Here is a 20,853-nt window from a genome sequence, read left to right as displayed (position 1 = left end):
GCGACTCACTGCTTTGCCGCCCCCCTCCTGCTCGATTGCTTGCATAGGCCGGTGCCGGTGAAGGCAGGACACGATGATGCGGATCGGCGGATGTGGGCGTATACGGCGCGACCTCCATCCGGCCGGCGGCCAGTGTATCGATGAGCAGGAATATGCAGACCCGGAAGTTTCCCCTCTTGATCAGTAAATAGGCATGCAATACCACTGCCGCATGCCGCACGTCCGGTATAGCTGGCTCAAGGCCATACATTCTGCCCCTATACTTTCAGGGCTCACCTGATGTCTTCGCGCTTTTTGCATCGGTGGTAGGAACTATTTTATTATTGAAAGGTTGATAAAACGACCGTCTCCACGCCTCGTGGTCATCCGCCGCACCCGAGGGAAATCGTCATGAGTTCAGCATCATTGGCACAGGATCCCCTGGGGTTTCTCCGCGGTGGGGGAGAGCTCGGCGCGCTGATGCGCGCAAAGGACTGGTCGGCACATCCGCTTGGACCGCCCGAGATCTGGACCCGGAGCATCAAGACCGCCGTCAGCCTCTGTCTGAACTCCCGCTTCCCGATCCTGCTCTGGCTCGGCCCCGAACTCCGCATCGTCTACAACGACGCCTACATTCCATTCCTCGGCGAAACGAAGCATCCGGCCATGCTCGGTGCCCCCGGGCGCGAGGCTTGGAGCGAGATCTGGCCGGCCATCGGCCCGATGCATGACGAGGTCCGGGCCGGGCGGGCAACCTGGGTCGAAGACCTCCAGTTCTTCTTCGCCCGGCGGCTGCCGCTCGAAGAGGTCTATGTCACCTTCAGCTACAGCCCGATCCTGGCGGAGGATGCCCGCACGGTCGAAGGCGTCTTCTGTGCCTGCACGGAGACCACCGAGAGGGTGCTCGGCGAGCGGCGGCTTTCGACCCTGCGCGACCTCGGCCTGCGGGTGTCCGAGCAACGCGCGGTCGACGCCGCCTGTCGGAAGGCAGCCGAGGTTCTGGACGCCAATCCCTTGGACATCCCCTTCGCCGCCATCTATCTCCTGGATGAGGATGGCGCAACCGCCCGCCGGATCGCGGGGGTGCGGCTGCCCGACGATCCCTCGACGTTCCCTGCGGTTTTTCCCCTCTCCGGACAGGCCGCGCACCAGCCCTGGCCATTGGCCGCGGTCGCCCGGACGCAGAAGTCCGTGGACGTGCGCAACCTCCCGGGCCGCGGCGGCACCTTCGCCGCTCCCCTATGGCCCGACCTCGTCCAAACCGCCCTCATCCTTCCCTTGGAGATGCAGAGCCAATCGGCCCTGACGGGATTCTTCGTTGTCGGGATCAGCCCGCGGCGCGTTCTGGACGCCGATTACCGCAGCTTCCTCGACTTGGTGGCGGGGCACATCGCGGGAGGTATCGCGGATGCACGGGCTTTCGAAAGCGAACGCCGGCGCGCGGAGGCGCTTGCGGACATCGACCGGGCCAAAACGATATTCTTCTCCAACGTCAGCCACGAGTTCCGCACGCCACTCACCCTGGTGATCAGCCCCCTCGAGGAGCTGCTGGCCAAGCCCGAAGGCGAGTTGCCGGCGGACGGCCGGGTTCTGGCGACGATGGCCCATCGCAACAGCCTCCGCCTGCTCAAGCTCGTGAACATGCTGCTCGACTTCTCCCGCATCGAAGCGGGCCGGGTGCAGGCAGCCTACGAACCGACCGACCTCTCGCGCTTCACCGCGGAACTGGCGTCAAGCTTCTGCTCGCTCTGCGAACGCGCCGGCCTGCGGTTCGACATCGCCTGCCCGCCGCTTCCGCGACCGGTCCATGTGGACCGGGACATGTGGGAGAAGATCGTCCTCAACCTGCTCTCCAACGCCATCAAATATACCTTCGAAGGCGGGATCACCGTGTCCATGACCGCGACGGCCGACGGCGCCGCGCTGCGGGTCAGCGACACCGGAATCGGCATCCCGACCGCGGACCTGCCGCAGGTCTTCAAGCGCTTCCACCGCATCGGGGGTCAGAAAGGCCGCTCGTTCGAGGGCAGCGGCATCGGCTTGGCGCTCGTGCAGGAGCTGGTCCATCTGCATTGCGGTACGATCACGGCCGAGAGCAAGGTCGGCCGGGGCACGACCTTCACGGTCGTCCTGCCGTTCGGGACAGGCTCCCTGCCGGTGGAGCGGGTCGAGGTTCCGCGCTCCCACTCGCTCACCTCCACGCGAGCGGCCGGCTATGTCGAGGAGGCGCTGCGATGGCTGCCCGGCGATGACCCCGCAGACGGGATGCCGCGTCCTCCCGGCGAGGTGGCGGGTGCGACGCACGTCAAGGAACGTGCGAGGATCCTGCTGGCCGACGACAACGCCGATATGCGGGACTACCTGATCCGCCTGCTGTCGGCGCACTGGGATGTCGCGGCGGTCCCGGATGGCCAGGAAGCGCTGGAGGCGGCGCGGCGGTGCAGGCCCGACCTCGTGCTGTCGGACGTGATGATGCCCCGCCTGAACGGAGTCGAGCTGGTGACCGCTCTGCGGCGGGAACCGAGGCTCGCGGACGTGCCGATCATTCTGCTGTCTGCGCGCGCCGGCGAGGCAGCCCAGGTGGAGGGGCTCGCTGCGGGAGCCGACGACTATGTCATCAAACCGTTCGCCGCCCGCGAACTGCTGGCCCGGGTGAATTCCGCCCTTGCCCTGTCACGGCAGCGCCGCGACGTGGCCGACCGCGTGCGCCGAAGCGAAGCGCGGCTGAGGACCGCCGTCGATCTCGTCGGCATGACGCTCTATTCCTGGGATCCGGCAACCGGCGCCCTGGAGTGGGATGCGCGCCTCAAGGCGATGTGGGGCCTGCTTCCCGAAGCCCATGTGGACGTGGACGTCTTTCTCGGCGCCATCCACCCGGACGACCGGCCAAGCGTCGAGGCCGCCATCGCGCAATGCCTCGATCCCCGGGGCGACGGCGTCTATGCCATCGCCTATCGCGTTATCGGCATCGAGGATGGGATCGAGCGGTGGATCTCCACGCACGGCCAAACGGTCTTCGATGCGGGGCGGCCCGTCGGATTCATCGGAGCCGCGCTCGACGTCACCGCGCACAAACGGGCGGAAGATGAGCTGCGCGAGAGCGAAGAGCGCTTCCGGCAATTCGCCGCGCACTCCGCCAGCGTGCTCTGGATCGTCGATGTCAGGACCATGCGCATGGAATACCTCAGTCCCGCCTACGAGCATGTCTGGGGAGAGCCGCCGGACGCGATGCTGCGGGACTGGCGTCATCATTGGCTCGGGACCGTGCATCCGGAGGATCGCGGGCTTGCAAGCGACGCGATGGACCGTGTCCTGCAGGGCGAGACCGTCGACCAGGAGTACCGCATCGTCCGGGGCAACGGCTCGGTGCGCTGGATTCGCGACACCTTCTTCGCCATCCGCGGCGAGGGCGGCCGGATACGGCGCGTTGCCGGCATCGCCCAGGACATCACGAGCCACAGCGGCCCGCTGATCTATGTGGTCGATGCCGAGGAAGGAGCTCATCGAGAGCTGCCCCTCCTGCTGCGAAGCGCAGGGTACGACGTAAAGGCCTTCATTTCCGCGCGTGCCTTCATCGAGATGGCGCCGGCGCTGCTTCCCGGCTGCGTGCTGCTCGACATCAGGGCGCCGGAGACGGGCGGTCTGGCGATCCCGAGGGAACTCCGGGCACGAGGCCTCCACCTCCCCGTGATCGTCGTGGGCAGCTGTGATGGAGACATCAGGTTGGCGGTGCAGGCCATGAAGGCGGGCGCGGTGGATTTCCTGGAGGTGCCTTACGAGCGTGAGGCGTTGCTGGCCGCTGTGGCGTCCGCCTTGGCGGACATCCGGGACACGGCGGAACGCGACAGCGTTACAGAAATCGCGCGGGCGCGCATTGCGGACATGTCCACCCGTGAGCGGGCGGTGCTGGAAGGATTGCTCGCCGGCGGTACGAACAAGACCATGGCCAGGGATCTCGGGATCAGCCCGCGCACAGTGGAGATCCACCGGGCCCATGTGATGGAGCGGCTCGGCGCACGGACCCTGCCCGAGGCCGTGCTCATGGCCTCAGCGGCAGGCATGCGCCCCCCGCTCCGCACACAGAGCGAAACACAGGAGGAATAGGGGCGTACCGTAGGAATGCGCCGGATTGCGGCGCCCCGACCCCATCGTGATATTGCACATCGTCCTGCAGCTGGTGGCGCAACGACGTACCGGCTGCACCGTCTCGACAGTTCGATCTGCCCCGATAGGCACGAGGAACGGCCTTCATGCATGTTTCCAGCCAGCTTAACCATGACCGACCCGCGAGGCATCGCCATGATCCTGGCGATGTTCTGGGCTCACTGGCGATGACCATACGCTACGGCCACGGGCAGGAGATTTATACCCAGGATGCCCCGGCCGAGCACTGGTACCGCGTCGTCTCCGGCGCGGCACGGCGATTCACCGTTCAGGTCAACGGACGGCGGCAGATCGTAGATTTTCTGCTGCCCGGGGATTTCTTCGGCTTTGCATCCCGGAATGCGCATCTCTTCGCCGTCGAGGCGCTCGTGGAGGGCACGATCGTGGCCGCCTACCCACGCGAGCGCGCCGAGGCCCTTGCCGACGCCAATCCCCATCTCGGACGGGACATCCGTACCGTGACGGCTGCGGAAATAGCCCGCCTGCAGACGAGGATTCTCATCCTTGGGCGTATCGGCTCGCTGGGAAAGGTCAGTGCCTTCCTCCTCGAAATGGCGGAACGCCTGTCCAGCAGGCCCCAGGCCGGCAGAAGCGGGGAAGAAATTCTCCTGCCGATGTCGCGCTACGACATCGCCGATTATCTCACCCTGTCGGTCGAGACGGTGAGCCGCGCCCTGACCAGCCTCAAGCAATGCGGCGCCATCAGGCTCGTGGGCACCCGCCGCGTCAAGATCATCCATTATGACGCCCTCGAGGACAACGACGAATAGACGGGGCACTCCAGGAGGAGGGAGAAATGTCCGAAGCGCTGCACATCGTCTGCCCCCACTGCGACACGACCAACCGGGTTCCGCGTGCCCGGCTGGGCGGCGGCGGCAAATGCGGCGCCTGCCATCGGCCGCTGTTCGAGGGGCACCCCCTGTCCCTGGACGACCCGGGCCGGTTCGCAAAGCACGCCGAAGGGAGCGACATCCCGCTCCTGATCGACTTCTGGGCCGCGTGGTGCGGTCCGTGCCGCATGATGGCGCCGATCGTCGAGCAGGCGGCGCAACGACTTGAGCCGCATGTCCGGCTGGCAAAAATCGATACCGAGGCCGCTCCCAATCTCGCTGCGCGATTTGGGGTGCAAAGCATACCAACGCTTGCGCTGGTCCTGCGCGGCAGGGAAATTGCCCGGACCGCCGGTGTCATGCCTCTGCCCCAACTCATCGCGTGGACGCAGCAACACGCCGGAACAACGGCGGACTAGACCCGCGGCGGCAGGGCGCCGGGCGATTGGGGCACCGACGCCCGGGCGGATCGAACGCTATCTTCAGGCACCATCGCCTTCCGGGTCGGCATCGGCGCCATCCATCGGCGCTGCGCTCGCGCGTACGGCGACCAGGAGCGTCCGGCGGACCTCCTCCGGTTGGGCGTCGATCGCCTGGTACAGCAGCTTCATCTGTCGCCGCACGCCGTAGAGCTGGTCGAGCAGCGAGAGCACCAGCGGCAAGGCCTCATCGTCAATCGCCAGCTCACGCAACTCCGCAACCAGATGCGCACGTGCGACATCGATCTCATGAAAGACATAGGCACCCCGCCGCTTTTCCGGCCGGATCCAGCGGTTGTCGATCCATCGATCGAGCTCCGCCGCATCAAGGTCGGCGAAGGACCGTCGCAACTCGTTCAGCGTGATCATCACGGTATCATCCCCAATTTGCGACGCGGATCGAACGCATGCCCGGGCGCCCAATTCCGCAGGAATGCCTTGAGCTCGGCATCGTCGGCACCGGGCCCGACCTCGACCTTCAACATGACGTACTGATCGCCGCCCGGCCGGCCGACGCGCCCCGCCGGCACGCCCTTGCCACGCAGGCGCAGCACCCGACCGGTGTCCGAGCCGTCCGGCACCGTCATCGTTACCGGCCCGGTCCGTGTGGGTACGGTGATGGAGCCGCCCAGGACCGCCTCCGAAAGCGTCACGGGCACTTCGACGTGAAGGTCGTTGCCGACGCGCTTGAAGAATGGGTGGGGGGTGATCCGGACCTCGATCAGCGCATCGCCCGGCGGGCCGCCCCCCAGACCCGGATCGCCCTGCCCCTTGAGCCGCAGCACCTTGCCATCCTCGATCCCGGAAGGAACCGCAACGTCGAGCGTCTTTCCTTCCGGCAACTGCAGCCGTTGCGTCGTCCCATTGATCGCGTCGAGGAAGTCCACCGTCAGCGAATAGCGGCGGTCGGCTCCGCGCAGCCGGATCTCCGGCCCGGCACCGCCACCGGCGGCCCGGGCGCGAAACCTGCCGCCAAAGAGGTTCTCGAACAGATCGTTGAAATCATCGGCTTCCTCCTCATCACCGCCGTGGTATCTGCCGCCGTTCCGCCCCTCGGCGAAGTCACGGTAATAGGAGTGGTCGGGCCGTCGCTCCGCACCCGTGGCATCGATCTCGCCGCGGTCGTAGCGGCCGCGCTTGTCCGGATCGGAGAGGAGCTCGTGGGCCGATGCCACCGCCTTGAAGCGTTCCTCTGCCTGGCTGTCGCCGGGATTCAGGTCAGGATGGAATTTCTTGGCAAGCTTGCGGTAGGCGCGACGAATGTCGTCGTCGCTCGCGTCCCGCTTCACCCCGAGCACCTCATAGGGGTCTTCCACGACGATGCCTCCAGCAACAGGAACGGATTGGCAAGCATTCGGCTCAAATGACGCTCAACATAAAACCATATTTCGGACAAAGACGGAAAATATGGAACTCAAATGCACAAGATCCGATACCCATGTAAATATCCAAGAAGATAACTCCCGCAAGCTCCGAACAAAATGACATTCGTCAATTTGACATCTGTCAACGTCATTCCACACTGATTGATGCATCCTCTTTTCAAGCGCGACGCCTCCTTGGCCGCACAGAAGCTCGACAAGGCTGAATGGCGCAGCATTCCCGTTCCCTATGGCTTCGTGCATCCAATATGAAACGCCCGAAGCCGCAGGCCGTTGTTCGGCGATCGGCGTCACGCTTCAAATCGAGTCCGATTTTGTGCGATCCGATCTATCGAAAGGCCCCGCCGGCAAACGCACCGGGATTGGGCGGCCGGGAGCGGCGTCGGTGCGTCGAAGCAGGGATCGTCCAGGCTTGGAAAAACAAAGAAATGTTGACGCTCGTCAACGCGGCCGTCAGCCACCGCATCATACTCGACGCCATGCGGATAACGCTATGGAGACCATTGTCGTCCACTTCAGCGAGGTGACCCATGTCTCAAGTCTTATCCCCGGGGACTTCGGCTCCCGATTTCACGCTCCATGTCACGCCCGACCAATGCTTGTCGCTTTCTGAATTGCGTGGCAAGCCGGTGATCCTTGCCTTCTACCCTGCCGATTGGAGCCCGGTCTGTGGCGACCAGATGGTGCTGTACAACCAGATCCGTCCTGAGTTCCTGAAGCATGGAGCCGAGGTGCTGGGTGTTTCCGTCGACGGCGCTTGGTGCCATCAGGCGTTTGCAAAAGCGCGCAACCTACACTTCCCGCTGCTTGCCGATTTCGAACCCAAGGGCGGCGTTTCGAAGTCCTACGGAGCCTATCGGGAAGGCGACGGGGTCAGCGAACGCGCGCTGTTCGTGATCGACAAGGACGGCGTCATCTTCTGGAGCCATCGCTCGCCACTCGCCGTCAACCCCGGTGCCGACGGCATCCTCGATGCGCTGGAGCGGTTGCCCAGCTAGACCGAATTCACATTGGGGGCGACCATGCCGTTCATGCCGAACGGACCATCGCTCCGGGAGAACAGCCATGGCGGTATCGAAAATGCCGGTCACGTCGAGTGACCACATCCAGGGAGACGCCCACGCTCCGGTTACCCTGGTGGAATACGGCGACTACGAGTGTCCGTACTGTGCGGCCGCGCACCCTCACGTCAATCTCGTGCAGAAACAATACGGCCGGCAGCTTCGGTTCGTGTTCCGGCACTTTCCGCTGACGGAAGTCCACCCCAATGCCCAAAGCGCGGCGGAGAGTGCGGAATTTGCAGGGGTGCATGGGCGGTTCTGGGAGATGCACGACCTCCTCTTCGAGAACCAGGAGCGCTTGAGCATCGAGCTTCTGTTCGCCGCGGTGCGGTCGTTGGGGTTGTCCGAAACCGAGCTCCGCGACGCACTGGCCGAGGGGACATACACGCCCAAGGTCCGCGACGACTTCCTCGGCGGCGTGCGCCACGGGGTGAACGGCACCCCGGCCTTCTTCATAAACGATCGGCGCCACGATGGCGCGTTCGACTTTCCCCATCTCGCCGCAGCCATCGACAGCCAGCTTTAGGCTGTCGGTTTTAGGCGGGTTTGTCCCGAAAGAGCGACCCGACGGGCCGGAGCGCAGACGCAGAACCCCGGCGAAGGCAAGTTGTGTTTGGCGCTGGCGCCGTGGCCGGTCCTGCCGATGTGGCCAAGGCGGTGGAGGAGACGCGCAATGCCAGTGCTCGTTCTGCGTCTGCATGAAGACGGCGCCCTGATTCTTGCCGCTGCCGGTCGTGAGCCGACCCTGAAGAGGATAAAGACCATGCGGACCTCAATCCTGCCGTCGCTGTATGCAACCGTGCCGCTGAGTGCCAATCCCTGTGCCCAACGCGGAGACCGGCAGGATGGGGCGTCGGTGCTCCCGTCTCCAGCCCACATGCTGGTCGGCCTCGTTGTCCTATCGGAGGATGGGAGCCGGCCGGTGGGAACCGTCCACGACGTCGTGATGGACGCCAGCAACCAGCCGGCCGAGATCATCGTCGCGAGCGGGTCGCCGACGAGTCCCGTGATTCACCTCGTCGCCGTCAGCCCGGCGAACATGCGCTACGCGCCGGAACAGGCCGCCGTCGCTCTCCTCGACCTGACGCCGGAGCAGTTCGCCGCCCTTTCCCCAGGGCGTTTGAGGATCGCATGATCTTCATGCGGTTCCCTGGACCGAAGACTGGTCGGAAGCAACGTCACCTTGGTAAGGAGCTGCCATGCTGGAGGCGAACACGACGGCCCGGCCGGGCGATTCGAAGGGCTTCCGGAGGATGTTCGCGCCGGACCGGTTGACGCTCGGGGTATTTTTCCCGATTGAATCCTTCCAGCGCGACGAGCCGAGCATGCGCAACCAGGAACGGCTGGCCAGGCGGGCCGAGGAATTGGGCTTCGCCGCGCTCTGGGTGCGGGAGGTGCCGTTGCGCGACCCGTCCTTCGGCGACATCGGGCAGGTCTATGACCCCTGGGTCTATCTGGCATGGATCGCGGCGCAGACGCGCGACATTGCGCTCGCCACCGGTTCCGTCATCCTGCCCCTGCGCCACCCGTTGCACACGGCGAAGGCGGCCGCTTCGGTGGATCGGCTTTCCGGCAGTCGCCTCGTGCTCGGGGTCGCGTCCGGCGACCGACCGGTCGAATTCCCGGCGTTCGGCGTCGACATCGACAGGCCGGGCGCCCTCTTCCGCGAGAACCTCGCCGTTCTGCGCACCGTGCTCACCCAGAACTCCCCCCGCCTCCAGTCCTCCTATGGCGTGATGCAAGGGACCGCCGACCTCGTGCCGAAGCCGGTCGGCGCGCTGCCGATCCTGATCACCGGCACCAGCCGGCAGAGCCTGGACTGGATCGCCGGGCATGCCGACGGCTGGATCACGTATCCGCGCCCCCTCGCGCAACAGGCGGAGCGCGCCGCGCACTGGCACGCCACCGTAACGGCCGCGAGGCCGGGCGTTTTCATGCCATTCGTGCAATCGCTCTACATCGACCTGACCACGGATCCCGACCACCCTGCCCAGCCGATCCATCTGGGTTTCCGCGGCGGCCGGAACGTGCTCCCACATCTCGATGCAGCCCCGTGAGTATTGATCGCGAGGGTCATGAATCGAGATCGCCGACATGGCTTTCGCCGCCGGTCGGGGGCATCAATCGACGTACTTGAATTCCGGCAGCTTCTTGAGTTCATCCTTCGACGCTCCCGGCAGCGAGATCCTTTTGCCGGTTTCGTCCAACTGCAGGTCGCTGAACGGGACGGCCACCAAGTGGGCGCCGATGCCGAGGAAGCCGCCGACCTCGAGCACCCCAAAGAGCACCTTGTCCCGTCCGATGATGATGTCGTCGAGGGAGCCGATCTTCTCGTTCTTCTCGTTCACGACGGACGTGCCCGTCAGCTTGCTCGCGCGGTAGCCCGCCGCGACCGCCTTCACATCGACGACGACCAATGCGACGGCCTGCGACAGCGCCGGCCGGGGGGTCTGGACAGCCAGGACGGCGGCGGCCAGCGCCGCGCCGGTCAGGATGCTCCGAGATGACTTCATTGTGGCTCTCCCGAATTCGTATGTTATGGGACGATATGGCCGATGGCCGTCAGGCGGCCTGCTGCATGGTTTGGTTCCTCGCCTCGCGGACGAGGATGACAACACCGAGGTGCCGGGTTCGAAAGCTTCGCCGAGTTCCCGCATGAAACCATCATCGATGCCGATGCCGATGCCGGTGAACCGCATCATCCGGACATGGATCGTGTCACTCCGCAGCGTTTCGAGACTGCTGTTCAGTCGCCCCATCGCCATGTTGCGGCGGCTCAATGAGCAGGCCCAGCTCCGTGGCGGTGACCCGGACCGTATCGCCGTCGCGGACTTCGCCGCGCAGGATCTTCTCCGCGAGCGGATTCTGCAGCTCGCGCTGGATCACCCGCTTCAGGGGCCGGGCGCCGTACACCGGATCGTAGCCGGCGTCGGCCAGCCAGCGCTTCGCCGCGTCGTCCACCTCCAGCACGACCTTGCGGTCGTCGAGCAGCCGTTGCAGCCGCCGGAGCTGGATGTCGACGATGCCGCTCATGTCCTCGCGCGAGAGGCGGCGGAAGATCAGGAGCTCGTCGAGCCGGTTCAGGAACTCGGGCCGGAACGCCGCCCGCACCGCCTCCATCACCTCGGCGCGCACGTTGTCGACGTCCTGGTCCTCCCCCAAGGTCGCCAGATACTCGCTGCCGAGGTTGGAGGTCATCACGATCAGCGTGTTGCGGAAGTCGGCCGTGCGACCCTGCCCATCGGTCAGGCGCCCGTCGTCGAGCACCTGGAGCAGCACGTTGAAGACATCCGGGTGTGCCTTCTCCACCTCGTCGAACAGGACGACCTGATAGGGCCGGCGCCGCACCGCCTCGGTCAGGCTGCCGCCCTCTTCATAGCCGACATAGCCCGGAGGGGCGCCGATCAGGCGGGCCACGGAGTGCTTCTCCATGAACTCCGACATGTCGATGCGCACCATCGCATGCTCGTCGTCGAACAGGAATTCGGCCAGGGCCTTGGTCAGCTCGGTCTTGCCCACACCGGTGGGGCCCAGGAACAGGAAGGATCCCATCGGCCGGTTCGGATCCTGAAGGCCGGCGCGGGCGCGACGCACCGCGTTCGAGACCGCAACGATGGCTTCGTCCTGCCCGATGACACGCCGCCCCAGCGCGTCCTCCATGTGCAGCAGCTTCTCGCGCTCGCCCTCCAGCATCTTGTCGACCGGGATCCCGGTCCAGCGGGACACGACGGCGGCGATGTGCTCGGCGGTGACCGCCTCCTCGAGCATCTGCTGGTCGCCTTGCGCCTCGGCTTCCTTCAGCTTGCTTTCGAGATCGGGAACGATGCCGTAGGCGAGCTCGCCCGCCCGGGCCCAGTCGCCGCGCCGCTGCGCCTGCTCCAGTTCGATGCGGGCTTGGTCGAGCCGCTCCTTCAGCACGCGCGCGCCGGCGAGCTTCTCCTTCTCCGCCCGCCACTTCGCCGTGAGTTCGGCGGAATTCTGCTCGAACTCGCCGAGCTCCTTCTCCAGCCTCTGCAGGCGCTCCCGCGAGGCCGGATCGCTCTCCTTCCTGAGCGCTTCGCGCTCGATCTTCATCTGCACGATGCGGCGATCGAGTTCGTCAAGCTCCTCGGGCTTGGAATCGACCGCCATGCGAAGCCGCGAGGCCGCTTCGTCCATCAGGTCGATGGCCTTGTCGGGGAGGAAGCGGTCGGTGATGTAGCGATGCGACAGCGTCGCCGCGGCAACAATGGCGCTGTCGGTGATGCGCACGCCGTGGTGAACCTCGTACTTCTCCTTGATGCCGCGCAGGATGGAGATGGTGTCCTCCACCGAGGGTTCCCCGACGAAGACGGGCTGGAAGCGCCGGGCCAGGGCGGCGTCCTTCTCGATGTGCTTGCGGTACTCCTCCAGCGTGGTGGCGCCGACGCAGTGCAGTTCGCCACGGGCAAGCGCCGGCTTCAGCATGTTGGAGGCGTCCATCGCCCCCTCCGCCCCGCCCGCTCCCACCAGCGTGTGCAGTTCGTCAATGAAGAGGATGACCCCTTCCCGGCCCGAGGTGACTTCCGACAGGACCGCCTTCAGCCGCTCCTCGAACTCGCCGCGGTATTTGGCCCCGGCCAGCAGCGAACCGAGGTCGAGCGACAGCAGCTTCTTGTCCTTCAGGCTTTCGGGCACATCGCCCTTGACGATGCGCTGCGCCAGGCCTTCGACGATGGCGGTCTTGCCGACGCCCGGCTCGCCGATCAGCACCGGGTTGTTCTTGGTGCGGCGCGCCAGAACCTGGATCGTGCGGCGGATCTCCTCGTCGCGGCCGATGACGGGGTCGAGCTTGCCGTCGCGCGCCACGGCCGTGAGGTCGCGCGTGTACTTCTTCAGCGCGTCGTACCCGTCCTCGGCCGAGGCCGTATCGGCGCTGCGGCCCTTGCGGATGTCCTCGATGGCCTTGTTGAGGCCCTGGGCGTTGACCCCCGCCGAGGCCAGCGCCTTCGCGGCCGGCGTGCCCGCGGCGGCGGCCAGCGCCAGCAGCAGCCGCTCCACGGTGACGAAGCTGTCGCCCACCTTCTGCGCCAGTTGCTCGGCGGACTCGAAGACGCGCGCCAGTTCCGGCGCCATGTAGACCTGCCCGGCACCGGACCCTTCGACGCGCGGCAGTTTGTCGAGCGTGGCGTCGACGGCTGAAAGCGCCGCCTTCGGGTCGCCTCCGGCCGCGCGAATGAGGTTCGCACAAAGCCCTTCCGGATCCTCCAGCAACACCTTGAGCAGGTGCTCCGGCGTCAGGCGCTGATGGCCGCGGTTCACCGCCAGCGTCTGTGCCGACTGGAGGAAACCCTTCGCCCGATCCGTGTATTTTTCGAGGTCCATGGCTGCGGTGCTCCTTTCCCGTGGCACTCAGCCGCGCTGCCGATTCTGGTCGTCCACTTCCTCGAACTCGGCGTCGACGACGCCTTCGCTCCCGCCGGCCCCACCACCGGACGGACCGGACGGGCCGGCATTGGCGGCGGCGGCCTGTTCCGCCGCGCTGCGCGTGCCGGTGTCGGCGGCGGCACGGTGGATCGTCTCGCCGAAGCGCGTGAGCGCCTGCGAGAGCGTGTCGATCCGCTGCCGGATGCGGTCGAGGTCGTCGCCACCGACCGCCTCGCGCAGGGCGTTCAGGGCGTCTTCCACGGGCTTGCGCTCCGTCTCGCCCACCCGGTTGCCATGCTCCTGCAACTGCTTCTCGGCCGTGTAGATCGCGGCGTCCGCCTGGTTGCGGACATCGACCAACTCGCGCCGCCTCTTGTCCTCCTCGGCGTGCGCCTCGGCATCCTTGACCATCTTCTGGATGTCGGCCTCCGACAGACCGCCCGAGGCCTGGATGCGGATCTGCTGTTCCTTGCCGGTCGCCTTGTCCTTGGCGGTCACCGAGACGATGCCGTTGGCGTCGATGTCGAAGGTCACCTCGATCTGCGGCATGCCGCGCGGTGCCGGCGGGATGCCGACCAGATCGAACTGGCCGAGCATCTTGTTGTCGGCCGCCATCTCGCGCTCGCCCTGGAAGACGCGGATGGTCACCGCGGTCTGGTTGTCCTCGGCAGTCGAAAAGACCTGACTCTTCTTCGTCGGGATGGTCGTGTTGCGGTCGATGAGCTTCGTCATCACGCCGCCCAGCGTTTCCAGGCCGAGCGACAGCGGCGTCACGTCGAGCAGCAGGACGTCCTTCACCTCGCCCTGGAGCACGCCCGCCTGGATGGCGGCGCCGATGGCGACGACTTCGTCCGGGTTGACGCCCTTGTGCGGCTCCTTGCCGAAGAAGTCCTTGACCACCTCCTGCACCTTCGGCATGCGGGTCATGCCGCCGACCAGGATCACCTCGGCGACGTCCGCGGCCTTGAGGCCGGCGTCCTTGAGCGCCGCCTTGCAGGGCTCGATGGTGCGCTGCACGAGATCGTCGACCAGAGCTTCCAGCTTGGCGCGGGTGAGCTTGACGTTGAGGTGCTTGGGCCCGTGCTGATCGGCGGTGATGAAGGGCAGGTTGACGTCGGTCTGCACCGTCGAGCTGAGCTCGATCTTCGCCTTCTCCGCGGCTTCCTTGAAGCGCTGGAGCGCCAGCCGATCGTTGCGCAGGTCGATGCCCTGCTCCTTTTTGAACTCGTCGGCCAGATAGTCGATGATGCGTTTGTCGAAATCCTCGCCGCCGAGGAACGTATCGCCGTTGGTCGCCCTGACCTCGAAGACGCCCTCGCCGATGTCGAGAACGGAAATGTCAAAGGTACCGCCGCCCAGATCGTACACCGCGACCTTGCCCTGGCCCTTCTTCTCGAGGCCGTAGGTCAGCGCGGCGGCGGTCGGTTCGTTGATGATCCGCAGCACCTCGAGTCCGGCGATCCGGCCGGCGTCCTTGGTCGCTTGGCGTTGGCTGTCGTTGAAGTAGGCGGGCACCGTGATGACCGCCTGGGTTGCCTTCTCGCCGAGGTAGGCTTCCGCGGTCTCCTTCATTTTCGTCAGGATGAAGGCGCTGATCTGGCTCGGGCTGTACCTCTTGCCCTGCGCCTCGACCCAGGCGTCGCCGTTGTCGCCCCGCACGATCTTATAGGGGACGAGGGCCTTGTCCTTCTCCGTGATCGGGTCGTCGTAGCGGCGGCCGATCAGGCGCTTGATCGCAAAGATGGTGTTCTCGGGGTTGGTGACCGCCTGCCGCTTCGCCGGCGTGCCGACGAGGACTTCGCCTTCCCTGCCGAACGCCACGATGGACGGGGTGGTCCGCATCCCTTCGGCGTTCTCGATGACCTTGGCTTGGCCGCCCTCCATGACGGCGACGCACGAGTTCGTGGTGCCGAGATCGATTCCGATGACTTTTGCCATGTCGCCCTCCGGCGTGTTCTGTCCCGGTTGTCAGAAATCCATACCGCCCGGGCCGGTATGTCGATTGGATGGCGCGGTGCCGTTCCCGGCGACGCCGACCAGCGCGGGGCGCAACAGACGCTCATGCTGGGCGTAGCCGGGTTGCAGGACCTGCGCCACGGTGCCGGCCGGCAGCCCGCTGTCCTCCACTTCGAACATCGCCTGATGGCGATGGGGATCGAACGGCTCGCCGGGAGCCGGATCGATCCGGAGGATGCCGTGCTTCGCAAAGGCGTCGAGCAGCGCCTTCTCGGTCGCCACGAGGCCGGCCATGAGGTTCTGGACCCACAATTCGGCCGCGGCGAACTCCATCGGCACGCTCTCGATGGCGCGGCGGAGATTATCGGTCGACGGCAGCAAGTCCCGCGCGAACCCCGAGGCGGCAAATCGCACCGCGTCCTTACGGTCGCGCTCGGCCCGGCGCCGCATGTTTTCCTGCTCCGCCAGCGCGCGCAGAAGCTGGTCCTTGAGGCGGGACACCTCGTCTTCGAGCCGCGGGACGGCATCATCGCCGCCGCTATCGTTGCCGTCCCTGTTTCTGCCGGTGCCTTCGGCTTCGGAAGTAATCCCGCGTTCGCCACGAACGGGAGTCCAGGCCGGCGGGTCGCTCGCGGGGAAGGACTCGACGGACGCCTCGTCGACACGGTCCACAGGAGGCTCGTCCGGCATGGGATCGGTGCGTCTCGGGTCAGGGATCATGGGTGCGCCGCCTCGACGGGGTCTGGAATGGGAAGTAGGGCGGTCCTCTCTCAGGCACTCGTCGACCTCTCAGGCACCCTGCGGCACCGCTCCCCGCGGCTCGTTCCGGTGCCCTCTGAGCCGGAACGCCAACACGATCAGCGCACTGCCGAAGACGAGCGCGTAGGCGCCGAGCCACCACGTCATGACCACCGCGCCCTCAATCGGCGCCACGAAGAGCAGGACGCCCCAGACGATGGACACCAGGCCGCCGAACCCCAGCCACCACTTGCCATGCGATGTCCGCAGGCGGACGGCGGCGGCGATCATCATCACACCCGAAACGACCGCCCAGGCGCCGCCGAGCCAGACGAAGGCGAGAACGGTTGCAATCGGCGCGACGACGGCGACCAGCCCCGCCGCGAGGTCGATCACGCCTTCGAGGATAAAGGGCCACCATCGCTCGTGGCGGGTGGCCGCGCGCACGCCGGCGACGACGGCGAACACGCCGTCGACCAGCATGTAGGCGGTGAAAAGCAGAACGAGGGAAGCGATCGTGGCGCCCGGAAGCAGCAGCGCGATCAAGCCGAACAGGACGGCGCATACGCCGCGCAATGCCATCGCCCACCAGTTCCGGGCCAGCATGGCGCTCATTGCCCCGGACTTCGCGGGCCCGGAATCGGGAAAGGCGGTGTCTGCGCCGAAAGTCGTGCCCATCGCAGCTTCCTCTCACGGACTGATGACGGATCCGGTTCTCAATCCCGGTGATGCCGGCTTGGTGACGCCGGGTGCCCCGCCCGGGCAGCCCCGACACAGTCGAAGGCTCCCATATCGATGGTCAGCAGGGCACATGCGAGGCGGATTATGCCTCTGCATCGTTTTGCCGCCTTGACGGTCATCAACTTTCCGTCGTTCGCCGTCGACCGTCCGGACGATTTTCTTCGTCTCGGGGTAGCTTCACATATGCTGCGTTCTGGAACGCCCAATGTCTTCAATATCTTGAGAGCAGAGTGGCGAAGGCCCGTGAACCGAGGCGGGCCGGTGACTTGGTCAAGCAAGGAGTCGAGAGACCCTGCAGCGGTGAGCGGAAATCGAGCCGCGCTACGGAAACTTCCTCAGGGAACGACCGGGTAGATCGATGGCAGGCTGCGCGACACTCTTCCTATCGACCATGCAGCTTCAGGTCGGGAGAGCGAAATGAGAGCAGTTGTCTATAACGGACCGCGCGATGTCGCGGTACAGGACGTGCCCGACGCGCGGATCGAGAGACCGACCGACGTGTTGGTGCGGATCACGAGCACCAATATCTGCGGCTCCGACCTGCACATGTATGAGGGCCGGACCGACTTCCCGCAGGGCGGCGTGTTCGGGCACGAGAACCTCGGGCAGGTGGCCGAAGTGGGCGATGCCGTCGATCGGGTGAAGGTCGGGGACTGGGTCGCCATCCCTTTCAACATCGGCTGCGGATTCTGCAGGAATTGCGAGCGCGGCTTGAGCGCGTTCTGCCTGACCACGGCGGATCGAAGCGTCGTGCCGAACATGGCCGGCGCCGCGTACGGCTTCGCCGACATGGGGCCGTATCGGGGCGGCCAGGCCGACCTTCTGCGCGTTCCCTATGGCGACTACAATTGTCTGAAGCTGCCGCCGGACGCGGAGGAGCGGCAGAACGACTATGTGATGCTGGCCGACATCTTCCCGACCGGCTGGCACGTCACCGAGCTTGCAGGACTGCGTCCCGGCGAGTCGGTCGTCATCTACGGGGCCGGGCCGGTCGGCCTCATGGCTGCCCACGCGGCGATGATCAAGGGCGCCTGCATGGTCATGGTCGTCGACCGTCACCCCGACCGCCTGCGCCTTGCAGAATCAATCGGGGCCCTGCCCATCGACGATTCCAAGGGCTCCCCGGTGGACCAGGTCCTTGAGTTGACGAACGGCATTGGCGCCGACCGCGGCTGCGAGTGCGTCGGCTACCAGGCGCACGACCCGGAGGGCCACGAGCACCCCAACATGACCATGAACAACCTGGTCAAGTCGGTGAAATTCACCGGCGGCATCGGCGTCGTCGGAGTCTACACGCCGGAGGACCCGGCCCCCCAGGACCCGCTCTACAAGCAGGGCGAGATCGTTTTCGACTACGGCCTCCTGTGGTTCAAGGGGCAGACGATCGGCACCGGCCAGTGCAATGTGAAGGCGTATAACCGGCAGCTGCGCGACCTCATCTCGACCGGTCGGGCGAAGCCGTCCTTCATCATCTCGCATGAGCTGCCGCTGCGTGAGGCGCCGAACGCCTACCAGCACTTCGACGCGCGCGACGATGGCTGGACCAAGGTGGTCCTCAAGCCCGCCGCGTGACCAGCCGGGCCGGGCGGGCAACCGCTCACCCGGCCTGTCCGCCATCCCGCCGGATGGGTTCGAGCGTGAGGAGACGTCATGCCGATCTACGATTACGAGTGCGAAGCTTGCGGGCCCTTCACAGCGATGCGGCCCATGGCACAGTTCCGGGACCCATGCGCCTGCCCGGAATGCGGGGCAGCGGCACCGCGAACCATCCTCAACGCACCAGCCATTGTCGGCGGTAACCCGGGCGGCAGCATTCGCCACGCCGCAACCGACCCGAGTGGGACCTCCCAGCACCGGGCTTCGGCTGCGCATCCAGCCGGCTGCGGCTGTTGCGTGCGCCGTTTGCCATTGCCGGGCGCCCTGTCCGCGGGAGGGCGGGTGTTCACGTCGCACGGGCCGGTCCGACGGAGCGGACGGTAACCAGGGAAGGGCTGTCCATGGCAGGCGGAACCCTGGCTCTGTAACTGCGGTTGATCCCCTCAAGATCTTGACGATTGGAAAGAACGATCTTGCTCGTTGAAACACGCCAACGCCGTTGACATGAGTTCCCTCGTTGCGGCAGTCGAGCACACCATGACCTTCTGGGCCGCCTTGACCGGCGTAACGGTGGGGCTGTTCCTGGCCGTGGCGCTCGGGTGGACGCTGGCCGGTTTTTCTAACAGGCGGCACGAGGCGACGCGGCACGCACGCGCCATGCAAGCCGTCTCCTCGGCGGAACAGCGATGTACCGCGATTCTCGAAAGCACGACCGACAGCGTTTATGAGGTGGACCGTGACTGGCGCATCACCTTCATCAACAGGCGCGCGCGCCACCTCCTGGCGCAAGGGCGGGATTTGACCGGACGCATTCTGTGGGAAGAGTTTCAGGACGCCCGTGATACACCGTTTTGGGACAACTACCAGCGCGCCATGACCGGGCAAGTTCCGGTCGAGTTCGAGGTGTTCTATCCGCCGCTTGGCGGTTGGTACGCAGTGCGTGCTTTCCCGTCCTCAGCGGGGCTGGCAGTGTATTTTCAGGACGTCACCGAACGCCGGCGACTGACCGAGGAACTGCGGCGCCATGAGGCGCTGCTCGACCGCGTGCTGGAAACCTTGCCGGTGGGTGTGATCATCCTGGAGGCCGACGGGATGATCCGGCGCGCCAACCCGGCCGCGCAACAGATCTGGGGCGGCCTGCTCGCCGTCGGCATCGATGATTTCGAACAATACCGGGGTTGGCGGGACAATACGGGCGAGCGCATCGGGGCGCAAGATTGGGCCGCGGCCCGGGCCATCACGCATGGCGAGACGGTGCTTGACGAAGTGATCGCCATTGAAGCCTTCAACGGTCGCCGTAAAACCATTCTCAATTCCGCTCTGCCGGTCCGAGACGCGAGGGGAGCCATCATCGGCGCCGTGTCGGTGATGGAGGACGTCACCGAGCGCTTCCAGGCGGACCAGGAACTGCGCCGGGCGAAGGCGGAGGCCGACCAGGCCCTTCTCTCCAAATCCAGGTTCCTGGCCGCAGCCAGCCACGACCTGCGCCAGCCCATGCAATCGCTCTTCCTGTTCTCGGCGGCACTGGCGCCGCACGTTGCCGACGACCGGGGGCGCCACGCCCTGGCGCTGCTCGACCGCGGGTTGGAGACGCTCAAGGCCCTGCTCGACAGCCTGCTCGACGTGTCACGCCTGGACTCCGGCGTGATCGAGCCGCAGGTCGGCGATGCACCGCTCGGTCCAATTCTCGACGACATCGCAGCGGCCTACGCGCCGGTGGCCCAAGCCAAGGGGGTGGCGTTCGAGATCGGGCAGTCGTGCCGCCTGGTCGTCCACACCGACCCGATGCTGCTCGGTCGTATGATCCGCAACATGGTCGAAAATGCCGTGCGTTACACCGATCACGGAAGCGTCCGCATCGGGTGCACCGTCACCGGCGGCTCGGTCCGCATAGAGGTGAGCGATACCGGGGTCGGCATCCCGCCCGTGCACCTGGAGCGCATCTTCGACGAGTTTCATCAAGTAGGCAACCTCGAGCGCGACCGCAGCCAAGGCCTCGGTCTCGGGCTGGCGATCGTGCGGCGCCTGTCGCAGATACTCGCCCTGCCGGTCCACGTGACGTCGGAACTCGGCCGGGGCTCGAATTTCTCCATCGACGTGCCCCTCGGCAAAGGCAACATGGAACCCGCGGAATTGCCCTGTGCCCCGGGGCCGGCTCGCACTCCGGGCCTGCTCGCCCTGGTCGTCGACGACGATGTCCTAGTGCTGACGGGACTGCAGGCCATACTGCAGAACTGGACCTACGAGGTGATCACCGCCACCTCCGGCGACGAGGCGGTGGAGCGCGTGCGGAATGCCGGCCGGCCGCCGGATATCGTCATCGCCGACTACCGGCTGCGCAACGGCGAGGTCGGCCCTCAGGTCATCCAGCGTCTTCGCGACGTTGCCGGAGTATCCGCCCCGGGGATCATTCTCACCGGCGAGACCGGCCCTGAACACCAGGAGGAAGCCGCCCGCCATGGTTTCGAACTCGTGCACAAGCCATTGACCCCAAAGCAATTGCATGATGTTCTCGAGCGGACATTGCACAGGGTGCAATAGC

The 20,853-nt window shown here is 66.0% G+C and carries 17 protein-coding genes; 10 read left to right on the top strand and 7 right to left on the bottom strand.

Going from position 1 to position 20,853, the window contains the following annotated elements; all coding sequences use genetic code 11:
* Positions 1-390: 390 nt before the first annotated feature.
* The 3 genes from ABNQ38_RS04590 to trxC all read left to right on the top strand — a co-directional run bounded on the left by ABNQ38_RS04590 (position 391) and on the right by trxC (position 5,392).
* A complete protein-coding gene (locus ABNQ38_RS04590; protein ID WP_377805921.1) occupies positions 391-4,083 on the top strand; it encodes a response regulator in 3,693 nt (1,230 codons plus the stop codon).
* A gap of 146 nt (positions 4,084-4,229) precedes the next feature.
* Positions 4,230-4,913 (top strand): helix-turn-helix domain-containing protein, encoded by a 684-nt coding sequence (locus ABNQ38_RS04585; RefSeq protein WP_377805920.1) that lies wholly within the window; start codon positions 4,230-4,232, stop codon positions 4,911-4,913.
* A gap of 26 nt (positions 4,914-4,939) precedes the next feature.
* A complete protein-coding gene (gene trxC, locus ABNQ38_RS04580) occupies positions 4,940-5,392 on the top strand; it encodes a thioredoxin TrxC (RefSeq protein ID WP_377805919.1) in 453 nt (150 codons plus the stop codon).
* Between the two features lie 63 nt (positions 5,393-5,455).
* On the opposite strand, the gene ABNQ38_RS04575 is transcribed toward trxC, so the two are convergent.
* Both ABNQ38_RS04575 and ABNQ38_RS04570 read right to left on the bottom strand, forming a co-directional pair.
* A complete protein-coding gene (locus ABNQ38_RS04575) occupies positions 5,456-5,821 on the bottom strand; it encodes a hypothetical protein (RefSeq protein ID WP_377805918.1) in 366 nt (121 codons plus the stop codon).
* Positions 5,821-6,768, bottom strand: a complete 948-nt coding sequence (locus ABNQ38_RS04570; protein ID WP_377805917.1) for a DnaJ C-terminal domain-containing protein — start codon at positions 6,766-6,768, stop codon at positions 5,821-5,823. The genes ABNQ38_RS04575 and ABNQ38_RS04570 overlap by 1 nt, the downstream gene beginning before the upstream one ends.
* A gap of 596 nt (positions 6,769-7,364) precedes the next feature.
* Between ABNQ38_RS04570 and ABNQ38_RS04565 the strand changes: the two genes are divergently transcribed.
* The 4 genes from ABNQ38_RS04565 to ABNQ38_RS04550 all read left to right on the top strand — a co-directional run bounded on the left by ABNQ38_RS04565 (position 7,365) and on the right by ABNQ38_RS04550 (position 9,952).
* Positions 7,365-7,832, top strand: a complete 468-nt coding sequence (locus ABNQ38_RS04565) for a redoxin domain-containing protein (protein WP_377805916.1) — start codon at positions 7,365-7,367, stop codon at positions 7,830-7,832.
* 67 nt (positions 7,833-7,899) lie between these two features.
* Entirely contained in the window at positions 7,900-8,421 is a 522-nt protein-coding gene (locus ABNQ38_RS04560) for a DsbA family protein (protein ID WP_377805915.1), read from the top strand.
* A gap of 147 nt (positions 8,422-8,568) precedes the next feature.
* Complete coding sequence (locus ABNQ38_RS04555; protein WP_377805914.1) at positions 8,569-9,030, top strand: PRC-barrel domain-containing protein; 462 nt, start codon at positions 8,569-8,571, stop codon at positions 9,028-9,030.
* A 64-nt stretch (positions 9,031-9,094) separates the two neighbouring features.
* Positions 9,095-9,952 carry a TIGR03571 family LLM class oxidoreductase gene (locus ABNQ38_RS04550; protein WP_377805913.1) on the top strand — a complete coding sequence of 286 codons (858 nt, stop codon included), beginning with the start codon at positions 9,095-9,097 and terminating at the stop codon, positions 9,950-9,952.
* Positions 9,953-10,015: 63 nt separating this feature from the next.
* Here the strand turns inward: ABNQ38_RS04550 and ABNQ38_RS04545 are convergent, their stop codons facing one another.
* The 5 genes from ABNQ38_RS04545 to ABNQ38_RS04525 all read right to left on the bottom strand — a co-directional run bounded on the left by ABNQ38_RS04545 (position 10,016) and on the right by ABNQ38_RS04525 (position 16,652).
* Complete coding sequence (locus ABNQ38_RS04545) at positions 10,016-10,408, bottom strand: PRC-barrel domain-containing protein (protein WP_377805912.1); 393 nt, start codon at positions 10,406-10,408, stop codon at positions 10,016-10,018.
* Between the two features lie 205 nt (positions 10,409-10,613).
* Positions 10,614-13,238, bottom strand: coding sequence for an ATP-dependent chaperone ClpB (gene clpB / locus ABNQ38_RS04540; protein ID WP_377805911.1), 2,625 nt, complete (start codon positions 13,236-13,238; stop codon positions 10,614-10,616).
* Positions 13,239-13,265: 27 nt separating this feature from the next.
* Positions 13,266-15,218: a molecular chaperone DnaK gene (gene dnaK, locus ABNQ38_RS04535; protein ID WP_377805910.1), complete on the bottom strand. Its 1,953-nt coding sequence runs from the start codon at positions 15,216-15,218 to the stop codon at positions 13,266-13,268.
* A 30-nt stretch (positions 15,219-15,248) separates the two neighbouring features.
* On the bottom strand, positions 15,249-15,956 hold the full coding sequence (locus ABNQ38_RS04530; RefSeq protein WP_377805909.1) for a nucleotide exchange factor GrpE: 708 nt from the start codon (positions 15,954-15,956) through the stop codon (positions 15,249-15,251).
* A gap of 69 nt (positions 15,957-16,025) precedes the next feature.
* Positions 16,026-16,652: an HdeD family acid-resistance protein gene (locus ABNQ38_RS04525; protein ID WP_377805908.1), complete on the bottom strand. Its 627-nt coding sequence runs from the start codon at positions 16,650-16,652 to the stop codon at positions 16,026-16,028.
* Between the two features lie 480 nt (positions 16,653-17,132).
* On the opposite strand from ABNQ38_RS04525, the gene ABNQ38_RS04520 reads away from it, so the two are divergent.
* The 3 genes from ABNQ38_RS04520 to ABNQ38_RS04510 all read left to right on the top strand — a co-directional run bounded on the left by ABNQ38_RS04520 (position 17,133) and on the right by ABNQ38_RS04510 (position 20,852).
* The gene (locus ABNQ38_RS04520; protein WP_377805907.1) at positions 17,133-18,287 is read left to right on the top strand and encodes a glutathione-independent formaldehyde dehydrogenase; all 1,155 of its coding nucleotides are present in this window, start codon (positions 17,133-17,135) and stop codon (positions 18,285-18,287) included.
* 78 nt (positions 18,288-18,365) lie between these two features.
* Complete coding sequence (locus tag ABNQ38_RS04515; protein WP_377805906.1) at positions 18,366-18,695, top strand: zinc ribbon domain-containing protein; 330 nt, start codon at positions 18,366-18,368, stop codon at positions 18,693-18,695.
* A gap of 153 nt (positions 18,696-18,848) precedes the next feature.
* Positions 18,849-20,852 (top strand): ATP-binding protein, encoded by a 2,004-nt coding sequence (locus ABNQ38_RS04510; protein ID WP_377805905.1) that lies wholly within the window; start codon positions 18,849-18,851, stop codon positions 20,850-20,852.
* Position 20,853 lies beyond the last annotated feature (1 nt).

Origin of the sequence: Azospirillum sp. A29, assembly GCF_042604625.1 — a bacterium.
Lineage (GTDB): Bacteria > Pseudomonadota > Alphaproteobacteria > Azospirillales > Azospirillaceae > Azospirillum > Azospirillum palustre.
Note: the sequence above shows the minus strand (reverse complement) of the source record. Positions and strands in the feature narration are given on the sequence as shown.

Excerpts from the sequence above, each read along its gene's own strand:
- ABNQ38_RS04590 (WP_377805921.1), top strand. The coding sequence starts at position 391 with ATGAGTTCAGCATCATTGGCACAGGATCCCCTGGGGTTTCTCCGCGGT.
- ABNQ38_RS04585 (WP_377805920.1), top strand. The coding sequence starts at position 4,230 with ATGCATGTTTCCAGCCAGCTTAACCATGACCGACCCGCGAGGCATCGC.
- trxC (WP_377805919.1), top strand. The coding sequence starts at position 4,940 with ATGTCCGAAGCGCTGCACATCGTCTGCCCCCACTGCGACACGACCAAC.
- ABNQ38_RS04575 (WP_377805918.1), bottom strand. The coding sequence starts at position 5,821 with ATGATCACGCTGAACGAGTTGCGACGGTCCTTCGCCGACCTTGATGCG.
- ABNQ38_RS04565 (WP_377805916.1), top strand. The coding sequence starts at position 7,365 with ATGTCTCAAGTCTTATCCCCGGGGACTTCGGCTCCCGATTTCACGCTC.
- ABNQ38_RS04560 (WP_377805915.1), top strand. The coding sequence starts at position 7,900 with ATGGCGGTATCGAAAATGCCGGTCACGTCGAGTGACCACATCCAGGGA.
- ABNQ38_RS04555 (WP_377805914.1), top strand. The coding sequence starts at position 8,569 with ATGCCAGTGCTCGTTCTGCGTCTGCATGAAGACGGCGCCCTGATTCTT.
- ABNQ38_RS04550 (WP_377805913.1), top strand. The coding sequence starts at position 9,095 with ATGCTGGAGGCGAACACGACGGCCCGGCCGGGCGATTCGAAGGGCTTC.
- ABNQ38_RS04545 (WP_377805912.1), bottom strand. The coding sequence starts at position 10,408 with ATGAAGTCATCTCGGAGCATCCTGACCGGCGCGGCGCTGGCCGCCGCC.
- clpB (WP_377805911.1), bottom strand. The coding sequence starts at position 13,238 with ATGGACCTCGAAAAATACACGGATCGGGCGAAGGGTTTCCTCCAGTCG.
- dnaK (WP_377805910.1), bottom strand. The coding sequence starts at position 15,218 with ATGGCAAAAGTCATCGGAATCGATCTCGGCACCACGAACTCGTGCGTC.
- ABNQ38_RS04530 (WP_377805909.1), bottom strand. The coding sequence starts at position 15,956 with ATGATCCCTGACCCGAGACGCACCGATCCCATGCCGGACGAGCCTCCT.
- ABNQ38_RS04525 (WP_377805908.1), bottom strand. The coding sequence starts at position 16,652 with ATGGGCACGACTTTCGGCGCAGACACCGCCTTTCCCGATTCCGGGCCC.
- ABNQ38_RS04520 (WP_377805907.1), top strand. The coding sequence starts at position 17,133 with ATGAGAGCAGTTGTCTATAACGGACCGCGCGATGTCGCGGTACAGGAC.
- ABNQ38_RS04515 (WP_377805906.1), top strand. The coding sequence starts at position 18,366 with ATGCCGATCTACGATTACGAGTGCGAAGCTTGCGGGCCCTTCACAGCG.
- ABNQ38_RS04510 (WP_377805905.1), top strand. The coding sequence starts at position 18,849 with ATGACCTTCTGGGCCGCCTTGACCGGCGTAACGGTGGGGCTGTTCCTG.